9 protein-coding genes are annotated in these 14,626 nt (G+C 71.3%); 7 read left to right on the top strand and 2 right to left on the bottom strand.

Annotated elements, in window-relative coordinates:
* Window positions 1-174 precede the first annotated feature (174 nt).
* The 7 genes from G4Z16_RS07275 to G4Z16_RS07245 all read left to right on the top strand — a co-directional run bounded on the left by G4Z16_RS07275 (window position 175) and on the right by G4Z16_RS07245 (window position 8,298).
* The gene (locus G4Z16_RS07275; RefSeq protein ID WP_197349899.1) at window positions 175-885 is read left to right on the top strand and encodes a response regulator; all 711 of its coding nucleotides are present in this window, start codon (window positions 175-177) and stop codon (window positions 883-885) included.
* Window positions 886-1,065: 180 nt separating this feature from the next.
* Window positions 1,066-3,798 carry an FtsK/SpoIIIE family DNA translocase gene (locus tag G4Z16_RS07270; protein ID WP_197349897.1) on the top strand — a complete coding sequence of 911 codons (2,733 nt, stop codon included), beginning with the start codon at window positions 1,066-1,068 and terminating at the stop codon, window positions 3,796-3,798.
* Between the two features lie 191 nt (window positions 3,799-3,989).
* Window positions 3,990-4,811 (top strand): helix-turn-helix domain-containing protein, encoded by an 822-nt coding sequence (locus G4Z16_RS07265; protein ID WP_197349895.1) that lies wholly within the window; start codon window positions 3,990-3,992, stop codon window positions 4,809-4,811.
* Between the two features lie 128 nt (window positions 4,812-4,939).
* A complete protein-coding gene (rimO, locus tag G4Z16_RS07260) occupies window positions 4,940-6,517 on the top strand; it encodes a 30S ribosomal protein S12 methylthiotransferase RimO (RefSeq protein WP_197349893.1) in 1,578 nt (525 codons plus the stop codon).
* A complete protein-coding gene (gene pgsA, locus G4Z16_RS07255; RefSeq protein ID WP_197349891.1) occupies window positions 6,514-7,221 on the top strand; it encodes a CDP-diacylglycerol--glycerol-3-phosphate 3-phosphatidyltransferase in 708 nt (235 codons plus the stop codon). The genes rimO and pgsA overlap by 4 nt, the downstream gene beginning before the upstream one ends.
* A 5-nt stretch (window positions 7,222-7,226) precedes the next feature.
* Entirely contained in the window at window positions 7,227-7,784 is a 558-nt protein-coding gene (locus tag G4Z16_RS07250; protein ID WP_425508149.1) for a CinA family protein, read from the top strand.
* Between the two features lie 130 nt (window positions 7,785-7,914).
* The gene (locus G4Z16_RS07245) at window positions 7,915-8,298 is read left to right on the top strand and encodes a helix-turn-helix domain-containing protein (RefSeq protein WP_169135730.1); all 384 of its coding nucleotides are present in this window, start codon (window positions 7,915-7,917) and stop codon (window positions 8,296-8,298) included.
* Between the two features lie 562 nt (window positions 8,299-8,860).
* Here G4Z16_RS07245 and G4Z16_RS07240 read toward each other — a convergent pair.
* Entirely contained in the window at window positions 8,861-9,715 is an 855-nt protein-coding gene (locus G4Z16_RS07240) for an Fpg/Nei family DNA glycosylase (protein ID WP_197349889.1), read from the bottom strand.
* A 105-nt stretch (window positions 9,716-9,820) separates the two neighbouring features.
* A complete protein-coding gene (locus G4Z16_RS07235) occupies window positions 9,821-14,578 on the bottom strand; it encodes an Lhr family ATP-dependent helicase (RefSeq protein WP_197349887.1) in 4,758 nt (1,585 codons plus the stop codon).
* Window positions 14,579-14,626: the final 48 nt, after the last annotated feature.

The raw sequence follows: 14,626 nt of genomic DNA, 5'->3' as shown, positions 1-14,626 counted from the left end.
GAACCTTTTGGTCCCCTGAGGCGTTTTTGTTGTGTGCACAGTGACATCACGGTGACAGGGTGTGGCGAACACCGGCGTGCGGCTACGATGACCCGCACAAGGACGGGCGGCGCTGTCGATGAGCGGCCCCCAGGGGCGGCGTCCGACGGACTGCCGGGGCGAGGAGGACGGGCCATGGTGCAGAAGGCCAAGATCCTCTTGGTCGATGACCGGCCGGAGAATCTGCTGGCGCTGGAGGCCATTCTCTCCGCGCTCGATCAGACGCTGGTGCGGGCATCGTCAGGGGAGGAAGCGCTCAAGGCGCTGCTGACGGACGACTTCGCGGTCATCCTGCTCGATGTGCAGATGCCCGGCATGGACGGCTTCGAGACGGCTGCCCACATCAAGCGCCGGGAGCGCACGCGGGACATCCCGATCATCTTCCTGACGGCCATCAACCACGGCCCGCACCACACCTTCCGGGGATACGCGGCGGGCGCGGTCGACTACATCTCCAAGCCGTTCGACCCGTGGGTGCTGCGCGCCAAGGTCTCCGTGTTCGTCGAGCTCTACATGAAGAACGTCCAGCTGCGTGAGCAGGCGTCACTGCTGCGGCGTCAGTTGGAGAACGGCAGCGGCTCCTCCGGCCAGGCGGCGCCGGAGAGCGCCGAGACCGAGGAGGGCGCCGAGCCCCATGGACTGCTGACCGAGCTGTCCACGCGCCTCGCCGCCGTGGAGGAACAGGCCGAAGCTCTGTCAAAGCAGCTGGGCGACAGCGCGGAGTCGGCCACCGTCGCAACGGCCGCGCACCTCGAACGCAAAATCACCGGGCTGCGCCGGGCACTTGACGCCCTGGAACCCGGCGCGGGCGGCAGCGCCACGGCCCAGGTGCCCTCGCAGAACTGACCGGCCGGACCGAGGGCCCCGGCCAGGGCCGCCGCTCGGTAGCCCCATCCGCCGCACGATCTCCTGACGCACCGTCATGAGTCCGCCCTGGGACAGGGGTGGCGAGCCCGCCCCTGTCAGCACGCAGGCACTGCACAGCCGTTCGTGCCCCGGAGGCCCGACGACGGTAACCTCACCACCATGGCCTCTCGTACGTCAGGCTCCGGAAAGGCAGCCAAGAAAGCACCCGCGAAGAAGGCTGCCGCAAAGAAGGCGCCGGCGAAGAAGGCCACCGCCAAGAAGGCAGCTGCCCGTAAGCCTCCCGCCAAGGCGAAAGCCAAAGCGGCACCCAAGCCGGCTCCGTCGCCCACCGGCGGTATCTACCGGCTGGTGCGGGCCTGCTGGCTCGGTGTCGCGCACACCCTCGGTGCGCTCCTGCGCGGCATAGGGCGCAGCACCAAGGGGCTCGACCCGGCCCACCGCAAGGACGGGCTGGCCCTGCTGCTCGTCGGCATCGCTCTGGTCATCGCCGCGGGCACCTGGTCCAACCTCAAGGGCAGCGTCGGCGAGCTCGTCAAGATGCTCATCACGGGGGCGTTCGGCCGGCTCGATCTGCTCGTGCCGGTGCTCCTCGGTGTCATCGCCGTACGCCTCATCCGGCACCCGGAGAAGCCGGAGGCCAACGGCCGTATCGTCGTGGGACTTTCGGCGCTCGTGGTGGGCGGGCTCGGGCTCGTGCACATCGCCTGCGGCGCGCCCGGGCGTGGCGCGGGCGAGAGCGCCATCCAGGACTCGGGGGGCCTCATCGGCTGGGCCTCGTCGCGGCCCCTGATCGAGACGGTCGGCGGATCGCTTGCCGTGCCGCTGCTCGTCCTGGTCGCCGTGTTCGGTCTGCTGGTCGTCACCGCCACGCCCGTCAACGCGATCCCGCGGAGGATGCGTGCGCTGGCCGTGCGGCTGGGCCTCGCGGACCCGCCTGCCGGGCCAAGGGAGTTCGAGGACGACGAGGCCGACGTGGAGCGCCGCCCGGCGCGGGGACGTGCGCACAGCATGCGCAAGGAGTACCTCGATCCGGCGCAGGCGGAGAAGGAAGCCCTCGATGAGCGCCGCTCCTCGCGCAAGGGCCGTGCCCGCCGCAGCGGCGCGGCCGCGGGCGCCGGCCAGTCGGACGAGTCGTTCGACGTCGCCGCGGGCGCGGCGGCCTCGCTCGACGGGGCGCTGCTGCACGGCGTGCAGCCCTCGCAGCTCGTCGCCGACCTGAGCAACGGTGTCTCCTCCGGCGAGCGGAACAAGACTTTCGGCACTGAGAACGAGTCCGAGAGTGGCGCGCGTCGCGAGCGCGACGAGACCGGCGCGGGCCGGCGTGAGGACACACCGGTACCCGATCTGACGAAGTCCTCCGCCCGCAAGGACCCGGAGGGGCTGCCGCCGCGCGCCGAACAGCTCCAGCTCTCCGGCGACATCACGTACTCGCTGCCCTCCCTCGACCTCCTGGAGCGGGGCGGGCCGGGCCGCACGCGCAGTGCCGCCAACGACCGCGTGGTGGAGTCCCTGACGAACGTCTTCAGCGAGTTCAAGGTGGATGCCGCGGTCACCGGCTTCACCCGCGGCCCGACCGTCACCCGGTACGTGATCGAACTCGGTCCGGCCGTGAAGGTCGAGAAGATCACGGCACTGACGAAGAACATCGCCTACGCCGTGGCAAGCCCGGATGTGCGCATCATCAGCCCCATCCCGGGCAAGTCCGCGGTCGGCATCGAGATCCCCAACAGCGACCGGGAGATGGTGAATCTCGGTGACGTGCTGCGCTCCGCCGAGGCGGCGGGCGAGGAGCACCCGATGCTCGTGGGCCTCGGCAAGGACGTCGAAGGGGGCTACGTCTCGGCCAATCTCGCCCGCATGCCGCACATACTGATCGCGGGAGCGACCGGTTCCGGCAAGTCCTCGTGCATCAACTGTCTGATCACCTCCGTGCTGGCCCGTGCCACCCCGGAGGACGTGCGGATGGTCCTCGTCGACCCCAAGCGGGTCGAACTGACCGCCTACGAAGGCATTCCGCACCTCATCACGCCCATCATCACCAACCCCAAGAAGGCCGCGGAGGCCCTGCAGTGGGTCGTGCGCGAGATGGATCTGCGCTACGACGACCTGGCGGCTTACGGGTACCGGCACATCGACGACTTCAACGCGGCCGTGCGCAGCGGCAAGGCGACGGCGCCGGAGGGCAGCGAGCGGGAGCTGGCGCCGTACCCGTACCTCCTGGTCATCGTCGACGAGCTGGCCGACCTGATGATGGTGGCCCCGCGCGACGTCGAGGACGCGATCGTTCGGATCACGCAGCTCGCGCGTGCGGCGGGCATCCACCTGGTGCTGGCGACGCAACGTCCGTCCGTCGACGTCGTCACCGGCCTGATCAAGGCCAACGTGCCCTCCCGGCTGGGCTTTTCCACTTCGTCCCTCGCCGACAGCCGTGTGATCCTCGACCAGGCCGGTGCGGAGAAGCTGATCGGCAAGGGCGACGGGTTGTTCCTGCCCATGGGCGCGAACAAGCCGGTGCGCATGCAGGGGGCCTGGGTCGGCGAGGACGAGATCCACGGGATCGTCGAGCACTGCAAGGCTCAGATGTCCCCCGTCTTCCGGGACGACGTCGTCGTCGGGCAGAGCAAGAAGAAGGAGATCGACGAGGAGATCGGCGACGATCTGGACCTCCTCTGCCAGGCGGCCGAACTTGTCGTCTCGACCCAGTTCGGTTCGACGTCGATGCTGCAGAGGAAGCTGCGTGTGGGCTTCGCCAAGGCCGGGCGGCTGATGGATCTGATGGAGTCGCGTGGCGTGGTCGGGCCCAGCGAGGGATCCAAGGCGCGGGATGTTTTGATCAAGCCTGATGAACTTGATGGTGTGCTGGCCGTGATCCGCGGGGAGTCTCACCCGTAAGGACGAGTGAGGCAACCGTTTCCCCGGCGTATACGTCAAGTTGGGAGACGGGAGTGTGCGGAAGTGTCCGAAGTCAGGCGGTACGACAATCCTGATGGCGTACAAAGTTCGTCCGCCCGCTTGCCCCGCTCTTTTGCCCCGCCCCTAGACTGAACGTCCAGCAGGTGGCTACACGCTCGAAAGGCGCCCCCGTGTCCATCGGCAACGCAGCGGAAGAGGACCGTCCATCGGTCGGTCAAGCCCTCCAGCAAGCACGCAACGAAGCACGGCTGACTGTGGACGAAGTCAGTACGTCTACGAGAGTGCGCGTCCCCATCGTGCAGGCCATCGAGGCGGATGACTTCTCCCGCTGCGGTGGTGACGTCTACGCCCGCGGGCATGTCCGGACCCTGGCGCGCGCAGTCGGACTGGATCCCGAAGAGCTCGTCGCGCAGTACGACGGGGATCACGGTGGACGTCCCCAGCCGACCCCGCCCGCCGCGCTCTTCGAGGCCGAACGCATCAGGCCGGAGCGGCGCAGGCCCAACTGGACTGCCGCCATGGTCGCCGCGATCGTCGCGGTCGTCGGTTTCGTCGGCTTCACCCTCGTCGGAGGCGGCGGTGAGCAGCAGCCCTCCAAGGCGAAGGAGACGCCCTCGTCGGAGCCCACGGACACCGCCACTCCCTCCAGGCCTCCGGAGACCTCCGTTCCCGAGGACCAGAAGCCGTCCGACAGCCCCGAGGCATCCGACAGCGCCATCGCCGCGGCCCCCGCGGACAAGGTCACGGTGCAGATGACCGCGGAGCAGGACGTGTGGATCTCCGCGCGGGACCACAACGGCCGGCTGATGCACGAGGGTGTGCTGAAGAAGAGCAAGAGCAAGGTCTTCACCGACGACAAGCGCCTCAGCCTCGTCCTCGGCAATGCCGGCGGCGTGAAGCTGTACGTCAACGGCAAGGAAGTCAAGGACGTCGGCGAGGACGGCCAGGTCCAGCGCGTCAGCTACACGCGGGGTGACCCCGAGGCAGGCTGACTTGGGCAGCGCCCTGACCTGGGCACCGCGTCGCGACGGCACGAGGACCCGGCCCGAGCGCGTTCCGCCCATCAGTCGCAGCATCACCTGCGGCCGGTGGGCGGAACGCGACGAAGTACGCTGAGTCCATGCCCGAACGCCGCACCGTCGCCCTTGTCACGCTTGGATGCGCACGCAACGAAGTCGACTCCGAAGAGCTCGCAGGCCGCTTGGCGGCGGACGGCTGGGACCTCGTCGAAGAGGCCGCGCAGGCCGACGTCGCAGTGGTCAACACCTGTGGCTTCGTCGAGGCCGCCAAGAAGGACTCCGTCGACGCACTCCTCGAGGCCAACGACCTGAAGTCCGGCGCGGGTTCGGACGGCGGCAGCCGCACCAAGGCCGTGGTGGCCGTGGGCTGCATGGCCGAGCGGTACGGCAAGGAGCTCGCGGAGGCACTGCCCGAGGCCGACGGCGTGCTCGGCTTCGACGACTACGCCGACATCTCCGACCGGCTGCAGACCATCCTCGGCGGAGGCGTGCACGCCCCGCACACCCCCCGCGATCGCCGCAAGCTCCTGCCCATCAGCCCCGCCGAGCGGCAGGACGCCGCCGGGGTCGCGCTGCCCGGCCACGGAGACCAGGTGACGGCAGCGCCCGCCGACCTCCCGGAGGGTGTTGCTCCGGCCTCCGGGCCCCGGGCGCCCCTGCGGCGACGGCTGGACGGCAGCCCCGTCGCGTCCGTGAAGCTGGCTTCCGGCTGCGACCGGCGGTGCTCGTTCTGCGCGATCCCGTCCTTCCGCGGCTCCTTCATCTCCCGGCGGCCCTCGGACGTACTGGGCGAGACGCGCTGGCTGGCCGAGCAGGGCGTGCGCGAGGTCATGCTCGTCTCCGAGAACAACACCTCCTACGGCAAGGACCTGGGCGACATCCGGCTCCTGGAGACGCTGCTGCCCGAACTGGCCGCGGTCGAGGGCATCGAACGCATCCGGGTCAGCTACCTCCAGCCGGCCGAGATGCGCCCCGATCTGATCGACGTACTGACGCAGACGGACAAGGTCGCCCCGTACTTCGACCTGTCCTTCCAGCACTCCGCCCCGGGCGTGCTGCGGGCGATGAGGCGTTTCGGCGACACCGACCGCTTCCTCGGACTGCTGGACACGATCAGATCCAAGTCTCCGGAGGCGGGCGTCCGTTCGAACTTCATCGTGGGATTCCCCGGCGAGAGCGAGGCCGACGTCGCCGAGCTGGAGCGTTTCCTCACCGGGGCCCGCCTGGATGCCATCGGAGTCTTCGGATACTCCGACGAGGACGGGACGGAGGCGGCGGGCTACGAAGACAAGAACGCCCCCGACGTTGTCGCGGAACGCCTCGAGCGTGTCTCCCGGCTCGCGGAGGAGCTGACGGCGCAGCGTGCCGAGGAGCGGCTCGGGGAGACCGTGCGCGTGCTCGTCGAGGCCGTCGAGAGCGATGAGGACGACCAGGACCGAGACGCCCACGACGTCGAAGGGACCGTGCTCGTCGGCCGTGCCGCGCACCAGGCGCCGGAAACGGACGGGCACGTGCTGCTGAGAGGAGGTCCCGCACCGCTACGAGGCTCCGCGATCGGACGTATGGTCGAGGCGAAAGTGGTCGCCACGGAAGGCGTGGACCTGGTTGCGGAGCCTCTGCACAGCGGTGCCGAGGGGGGCGACGAGGGCGGCGGAGGCAGCAAGGAGGCCGGCGGATGACAGGAGTCCCGGCCTCCGCGGCGAGTGGTGGTGCGATGGCCAAACCCCAGCACAAGCCCCAGTACGAGCCCCTGCCCGGTGCTGCCGCGGGCGCGGTGCGCAGGGTGAGCCTGTGGAACATCGCCAACATCCTCACGATGGTGCGGCTGCTGCTCGTCCCCGGATTCGTGACGCTGATGATGTGGCACGGCGGGCACGACCCCGCCTGGCGCTCGTTCGCCTGGGCCGCCTTCACCGTCGCCATGATCACGGACCTCTTCGACGGGGAACTGGCCCGCCGCTACGACCTCGTCACCGACTTCGGCAAGATCGCGGATCCCATTGCCGACAAGGCGATCATGGGCGCCGCTCTGGCCTGCCTCTCCGTGCTGGACGACCTGCCCTGGTGGGTCACCGGCGTGATCCTCTTCCGTGAGCTGGGCATCACGGCGCTGCGCTTCTGGGTCATCCGGCACGGTGTGATCCCCGCCAGCAGGGGCGGCAAGCTCAAGACCCTGGCGCAGGGCGTCGCCGTGGGCATGTACGTGCTGGCGCTGACCGGGCCGCTCGCCACGCTGCGCTGGTGGGTGATGGCGGTCGCCGTCGTGCTGACGGTCGTGACCGGGCTCGACTACGTACGGCAGGCGATCCTGCTGCGCAGGGCAGGGCGTGCCCGGGAGCGGGAAGCGCGAGCCGCGGAGGCGGCCGGACCGGAGGGGTCGTGAGCGACATCCCACCGCCCGAGGACCGCGAAGAGGAATTCTTCGACGTGGCCGCGCATGTGCTGGAGCTGCTGGTGGAACGCGGCGAGACGGTGGCTGTCGCCGAGTCGCTGACGGGAGGGATGGTGGCCGCCGAGATCACTGCGGCACCCGGTTCCTCGCGGGCCTTCCGCGGTTCGGTCACCGCGTACGCGACCGATCTGAAGAGGGATCTGCTGGGCGTCGACGGGGCGCTGCTGGCGGAGCGGGGCGCCGTCGACGAGGACGTGGCCCGCGCCATGGCCGAGGGCGTGAGAGCGGCACTGGGCGCCTCCTGGGGACTGTCCACGACGGGGGTCGCCGGCCCGGATCAGCAGGACGGCAAGCCCGTCGGCACGGTCTTCACCGCCGTGGTGGGCCCGCACGGCGGGACGACCTGCCGGGCGCTCAGCTTCGACGGTGACCGGGCGGAGATCCGCAGGCGGAGCGTGACGGGGGCACTGGGGTTGCTGCGCGACGAACTGGCCGGGAATGCGCGGAGGAAGGATAAGGAACATGACGGGGGGAATGGTTGTTTGCAGCCCTGAGTGAACACGACATCGCTCCCCGCACGGGTGCAGCCCGAGGCGGTACGGTGGAGCCTGAAGGATTCACGCCCGATGGGGTGGTGGGTATCAAGCTGTGGAAGACGCCGCGCGTTGAGAGGGAGGAGCACCGATGATTCTGCTCCGTCGCCTGCTGGGTGACGTGCTGCGTCGGCAGCGCCAGCGCCAGGGCCGTACCCTGCGCGAAGTCTCTTCATCTGCCCGGGTTTCGCTCGGGTATCTCTCCGAGGTAGAGCGCGGTCAGAAGGAAGCTTCCTCCGAACTGCTGTCCTCGATCTGCGACGCGCTGGATGTGCGGATGTCCGAGCTCATGCGGGAAGTCAGCGATGAGCTGGCACTCGCGGAGCTGGCCGAATCCGCTGCGAGCGAGACCGTGCCCGCCCCGATGCGGCGCACTGTCCTCAACCCGGTCTCCGTGACTTCCGTCACAGGAGTTCCGGAGGAGCGCGTCACGATCAAGGCGCCCGCGGAGGCCGTCGACGTCGTCGCGGCCTGACGCGCCCCGCACGGACAGCACGAGAGTTCGCCGAGAGGCCCCGCCGGTTCGTCCGGCGGGGCCTCTCGCTGTGCCGTGACGGGCGCCGGTGTAAGCGCCGCACGGCCGCCGGCGGGCGCTGTTCCGCAGCCGTAGGCACCGATGCCGCTCTGCTGTCGCGCGGTCGCACCGGGTGCGTGACGATGGGCTGAGCGTGACCAGCATCGGACGTGCCCGGGAGGTGCGGAGATGACGGGTTCCATACGGTGGCTGCCCATGCGTCGGGCCCTGACGGCAGGGACCGTGGCGGCCGGCGGGTGGCTGGTGTGGCCGCTCATGGCGCCCGGTGCTCCACCGGCGGCGGCGATGGCGGCGGTGCTCGGCTGGGGGCTGGGCCTGATACCCGTCCATGTGACGCTCGGGACTCCGCGTCAACAGGCCGCAAGCCGGACTGTGCGGCGCCCCGCGCAGACGTACCGTCAGGGGCCCGAGCGGCGAACGGCCGGATGGGGCAGGGAAGTTCAAGGGCGGCCGCACGAGGCGGAGTCTGACTGACTCCGAGCCGTGCGTGAGGTGTGGGCGGTCAGCGAGAGGCTCGGCCGGAAGCCGGCGGTCCCGGCGTCCCAGGGTGAGGACCGGGCTGGCAGCGGGGGCAGTAGAAGGCAGTCCGGGGGCGTTCCGCAGGCCCATGCCGGCCCGTGCGGACGGTGGTGCCGCATCGGTGGCAGGGGCGGTTGGCCCGGCCGTACACCCACAGCGCGCGGTCGCGGTCGGAACCGGCGGGGGTTTGCGTCGTACGGCGGTCGAAGCGCTCCTTGTTGGCGTCGAGAAGATTCCGCGCCGCGGCGAGCAGCTTCTCGAGGCGGGACGGCGGCAGCTCACCAAGAGGAGTCCAGGGCGAACTGCCTGCGAGGAAGCACAGTTCGGCGGCGTAGACGTTGCCGATGCCGGCGAGATTGCGCTGATCGAGAAGCGCTTCGACGAGGGGGCGGCCCGGCTCCGTCAGCAGGCGGCGCAGGGCCTCCTGCGCGTCCCAGTCCGGGCCCAGGAGATCCGGCCCCAGGTGCCCCAGTGCCCCCGACTCCTCGTCGGTGCGCAGCAGTTCGAGAACAGGGAGCCGGTAGCCGGTCGCCGTGGCGGAGGACGTCGCCAGGACCGCACGGATCTGGTGCGCAGGGCCGCTGCCGCCGCGCGTCCGATACTCCGGCGTGCTGACCCGCCAGGCGCCTTCCATGCCGAGATGCGAGTGGATCGTGAAGCCGCCCTCGACGCGGATGAGGATGTGCTTGCCGCGGGGAGCCGCTTCGAGCGTCCGTCGTCCGGTGAGATCCGCCGTCGCGAGCCGGGGGACACGAAAGTCGGTACGCGTCAGGGCCTGCCCGGCCAGCGCCTCGTGCAGCCGGCGGGCCGTGTACCAGACGGTGTCTCCTTCGGGCATGGACTCATCCTTGCAACGGGGCAGCGGCAGCGGGGAGTGCGGTGCGCCGCCGCCGGTCGGCCGACTCTCCGCGCAGCACGGCCGGTTGATTCCGGCCGTTCTCCGTCATCGGGCCCGCAGCCGGAGGCCGCGCGGCGTGGCGTGGAAGCCCGCCGTCTCCAGGAGGCTGCCGAACGGTGACGAGAGCGTGGACGCTCCGTTCACACGCTCCACGGTGACAGTGCCGAGGGCGCCCTCCGTCGCCGCGCGCGCCAGCGCCTCGGCCGCAGTGGCGGGCGCGGGGACCCCGCCCGTGTCCAGGATGTCGGCGCCGGCGACTGCGCCCGGCTCGGATGTGCCCGGCCAGACGAGCAGCGTCTTGCCGCCCCGCTCCATGTAGAGGGTGAGCTCGCCGTCGACCAGCACGACCACGGAGCCCGCCTTGCGGCCGGGCTTGTGCGTCGCACCCTCCGGGGGCTCGGGCCAGGGGAGGGCCGCCCCGTAGGCGTTCGCCGGGTCGGCTGCGGCCAGGACCACGGCGCGGAAGTGCTGTTCACGCTCGCGGGCCGTGTTCACGGCGCGCAGTCTGTCGATGGCGCCGTCCATCGCGAACTGGGCCGCGCCGAGGCCCTCCACGACATAGCCGCGCCGCGCCTGTCCGCTCTCCTCGAACGCGGCCAGCACCCGGTAGGCGGCAGAGAAGCCGCCCTCCACACCCTCCGCCGCCACCGCACCCCGGGTGACGATGCCGTGCCGGTCCAGCAGCGTGCGGGCCAGGGCATGCGCCCGGTGCGTCGCGTCCGTCTCGGCGGGAGGCAGCAGTGACCAGCGCCCGGCGACGGTCGGGGGTCCGTTGCGGGAAGCGGTCGGGCGATTCGTGCCGCTGCGGGTGGCGGCGGCGGTGAGCGAGCCGTAACGCCCGCGCGGGACCGCGCGCTTGGCGCGGTGTGCCGTCGACCCCGCCGTACGGCCCGAGCCGAGCAGCGCCCGCAGCGGAGCCAGCGTGTCGTTGGAGACGCGGCCGGACCAGGCCAGGTCCCAGAGCGCGTCGGCCAGTTGAGGGTCCGTCGCCTCCGGGGCGGACGTGGCACGTACCTGGTCGGCGATCTGACGGAAGAACAGCCCGTACCCGGGTGCGAGGGCGTCCAGCAGGGCCTGGTGGAACGGCGTCAGCTCCAGCGGCAGGGGCGGCGGAAGGAGCAGCCCCGCCGTGTCCGCGGGATACAGCGAGAGCCAGCCGTCCTTGCCCGGCAGCGAACCCGCACCGGCCCAGAGGACCTCGCCGGAGGTGGTGAGCTCGTCGAGCATGCCGGGGCTGTAGTCACGCACACGGCCCGGCAGCACCAGCCTCTCCAGGGCCGAGGCAGGCACCGGCGCGCCCTGCAACTGCTCGACCGTGCGCATCAGTCCGTCGATGCCGCGCACGCTGCCCGCGCCCGGCGCCGAGACGTGCTGCCACTGCGGCAGGAACGCCGCCAGCGCGGAAGCCGGCACCGGCTCCAGCTCCTGGCGCAGCGCCGCGAGCGAGCGGCGGCGCAACCGGCGCAGCACTGCCGCGTCGCACCACTCCTGGCCGACCCCGGCCGGATGGAACTCGCCCTGCACCAGACGCCCGGATGCCGCGAGCCGCTGCAGGGCGCCCTCCGCGACGGCGGTGCCCAGTCCGAAGCGTGCCGCTGCGTCGGCGGAGACGAACGGGCCGTGCGTACGGGCGTACCGGGCGAGCAGGTCACCGAGCGGATCCGGGACCGGCTCGGTGAACGCCTCCGGGACGCCCACCGGGAGGGCCGCTCCCAGGGCGTCGCGCAGCCGGCCCGCGTCCTCCACGGCGGCGAAGTGCTCCTCCCCGGCGATGCGTACGCGGATCGCCCGCCGGGCGGACTCCAGCTCCTCCGCCCACCGCGGGTCCGCTCCGCGCTCCCGCAGCGCCTCCGGCGTCAACGGGCCCAGCAGCCGGAGGAGGTCGGCCACGCCCTCGGAGTCCTTGACGCGGCGGTCCTCGCTGAGCCACTGCAGCTCGCGCTCCAGATCGGCCAGCACCTCCGCGTCGAGCAGTTCGCGCAGCTCCGCCTGGCCCAGCAGCTCCGCGAGCAGCCGGGAGTCCAGCGACAGCGCGGCCGCACGGCGCTCCGCCAGCGGTGAGTCGCCCTCGTAGAGGTACTGCGCGACGTAGCCGAAGAGCAGGGATCGCGCGAAGGGGGACGGGTCGGTGGTGGTCACCTCGACGACGCGGACGCGGCGTGCCTCGATGTCGCCCATCAGCTCCGACAGGCCCGGCACGTCGAAGACGTCCTGGAGGCATTCCCGTACCGCTTCCAGCACGATCGGGAACGAGCCGAACTCCGAGGCGACCTGGAGCAGTTGGGCGGCCCGCTGACGCTGCTGCCACAAGGGTGTGCGCTTGCCCGGGTTGCGGCGCGGCAGCAGGAGCGCACGTGCGGCGCACTCACGGAAGCGGGCCGCGAAGAGCGCGGAGCCGCCGACCTGGTCCGTGACGATCTGCTCGACATCGCCCGCGTCGAAGAGGACGTCGGAGACACCGACCGGCGCCTGCCCGTCGTCGAAGGCCGTGCTGCCCCCGCCCGGCTGCCCCGCAGCGGCCTCCTCCAGCAGATCCAGACCCATCAGATCCGCGTCGGGGAGGCGGAGGACGAGCCCGTCGTCGGCATGCATGACCTGGGCGTCCATGCCGTATCGCTCGGTGAGACGCGCTCCGAGGGCCAGCGCCCACGGTGCGTGCACCTGCGCGCCGAAGGGGGAGTGCACGACGATCCGCCAGTCCCCCAGCTCGTCGCGGAAACGCTCGACCACGATCGTCCGGTCGTCGGGGATGTGACCGCAGGCGCTGCGCTGCTCGTCGAGATAGGTGAGCAGGTTGCTGACCGCCAGGTCGTCGAGCCCCGCCGCTGACAGCCGCTCGCGCGCGGCCTCGGCGCCGAGCGAGCCGACCTCGCGCAGGAAGGCTCCCAGGGCGCGCCCCAACTCCAGCGGGCGGCCCAGCTGATCGCCCTTCCAGAAGGGCAGCCGCCCCGGAACGCCCGGAGCAGGTGTGACGAGCACGCGGTCGCGGGTGATGTCCTCGATCCGCCAGGAGGTGGTGCCCAGCGTGAAGACGTCGCCCACGCGCGACTCGTAGACCATCTCCTCGTCCAGCTCGCCGACCCGGCCGCCGCCCTTCTTCGGGTCGGCACCGGCGAGGAAGACTCCGAACAGGCCCCGGTCAGGGATGGTGCCCCCGGAGGTGACGGCGAGGCGCTGGGCGCCGGGCCTGCCGCTGAGGGTCTGCGCCACCCTGTCCCACACCAGCCGCGGCCGCAGCTCGGCGAAGGCGTCCGACGGATAACGGCCCGCGAGCATGTCCAGCACGGCGTGGTACGCCGACTCGGGAAGGGAGGCGAACGGCGCCGCGCGGCGCACCAGAAGCAGCAGCTCCTCCACGTCCCAGGTGTCGACGGAGACCATCGCGACCAGCTGCTGCGCCAGAACGTCCAGCGGATTGGCCGGGATGCGCAGCGCCTCGATGGCGCCCTCGCGCATCCGCTCCGTGACCACCGCCGACTGCACAAGGTCACCGCGGTACTTGGGGAAGACCACACCGGCCGAGACGGCACCGACCTGATGGCCCGCACGGCCCACACGCTGCAGACCCGACGCGACCGACGGCGGCGACTCGACCTGGACGACGAGGTCGACGGCTCCCATGTCGATGCCCAGCTCCAGGCTGGAGGTGGCGACCACGGCGGGCAGCCGGCCCGACTTCAGCTCCTCCTCCACCTGGGCACGCTGGTCCTTGGAGACCGAGCCGTGGTGCGCGCGGGCCAGCAGGGGAGGGGCGCCCTTCGCCGCCCCGGCCTCGGCCATCACCTCCGCGGGCGAATGGTGCTCGGGCATGGGCTCGCCCGTGGCGCGCTCGTATGCGATCTCGTTGAGCCTGTTGCACAGACGCTCCGCGAGGCGGCGGGAGTTGGCGAAGACGATCGTCGAGCGGTGCGCCTGCACGAGATCGGCGATGCGCTCCTCCACCGAGGGCCAGATGGACGGCTTGCCGCCGCCACCCGGGCCGCTGCCGCCGCCCGCACCGGCGCTGTCCTGCGCGGGTGAGCTGCCCAGCTCGCCCATGTCCTCGACGGGCACCACCACCGACAGGTCGAACTCCTTGCCGGACGGCGGCTGCACGACGGTCGCCTTGCGCTGCGGCGAGAGGAAGCGGGCCACCTCGTCCACGGGACGGACCGTCGCGGACAGCCCGATCCGGCGCGCGGGGCGCTCCAGCAGCTCGTCCAACCGCTCCAGGGACAGGGCGAGATGAGCGCCGCGCTTGGTGCCCGCCACCGCGTGCACCTCGTCCAGGATCACCGTCTCGACACCGGAGAGTGCGTCACGCGCGGCGGAGGTGAGCATCAGGAACAGCGACTCGGGCGTCGTGATCATGATGTCCGGAGGGCGGCGGGCCAGTGAGCGCCGCTCGGCCGCAGGGGTGTCACCGGAGCGGATTCCGACCCTGATGTCCGGCTCGGGCAGCCCGAGGCGCAGCGACTCCTGGCGGATGCCCGTCAGCGGGCTGCGCAGATTGCGCTCCACGTCGACCGCGAGCGCCTTCAGCGGTGAGACATAGAGCACGCGGCAGCGCTTGATGGGATCCGCGGGCGGGGGAGTGGAGGACAGCCTGTCGAGCGAGGCGAGGAAGGCGGCCAGGGTCTTGCCGGAGCCGGTGGGCGCCACGACCAGCGCGTCCGACTCCTCGGTTAGCGCACGCCAGGCCCCGGCCTGGGCGGACGTGGGCGCGCTGAAGGCCCCCGTGAACCAGGCCCGGGTAGCGGGGGAGAACACATCGAGTGCCGAAGCCGGCGAGGGGCCCGGCGAGGTCTGACCCATGGTCTCCATCGTGCACCTCACCACTGACAACGCCGCAGCACGGCGCAGAATGGGCGC

The organism is Streptomyces bathyalis, assembly GCF_015910445.1.
GTDB lineage: Bacteria > Actinomycetota > Actinomycetes > Streptomycetales > Streptomycetaceae > Streptomyces > Streptomyces bathyalis.
The sequence above is the reverse complement of the archived record's forward strand: the minus strand, read 5'-3'. Positions and strand labels throughout refer to the sequence as shown.

What these genes read in the sequence shown, in the direction of transcription:
- G4Z16_RS07275 (WP_197349899.1), top strand. Translation starts at nt 175, where the DNA reads ATGGTGCAGAAGGCCAAGATCCTCTTGGTCGATGACCGGCCGGAGAAT.
- G4Z16_RS07270 (WP_197349897.1), top strand. Translation starts at nt 1,066, where the DNA reads ATGGCCTCTCGTACGTCAGGCTCCGGAAAGGCAGCCAAGAAAGCACCC.
- rimO (WP_197349893.1), top strand. Translation starts at nt 4,940, where the DNA reads ATGCCCGAACGCCGCACCGTCGCCCTTGTCACGCTTGGATGCGCACGC.
- pgsA (WP_197349891.1), top strand. Translation starts at nt 6,514, where the DNA reads ATGACAGGAGTCCCGGCCTCCGCGGCGAGTGGTGGTGCGATGGCCAAA.
- G4Z16_RS07245 (WP_169135730.1), top strand. Translation starts at nt 7,915, where the DNA reads ATGATTCTGCTCCGTCGCCTGCTGGGTGACGTGCTGCGTCGGCAGCGC.
- G4Z16_RS07240 (WP_197349889.1), bottom strand. Translation starts at nt 9,715, where the DNA reads ATGCCCGAAGGAGACACCGTCTGGTACACGGCCCGCCGGCTGCACGAG.
- G4Z16_RS07235 (WP_197349887.1), bottom strand. Translation starts at nt 14,578, where the DNA reads ATGGAGACCATGGGTCAGACCTCGCCGGGCCCCTCGCCGGCTTCGGCA.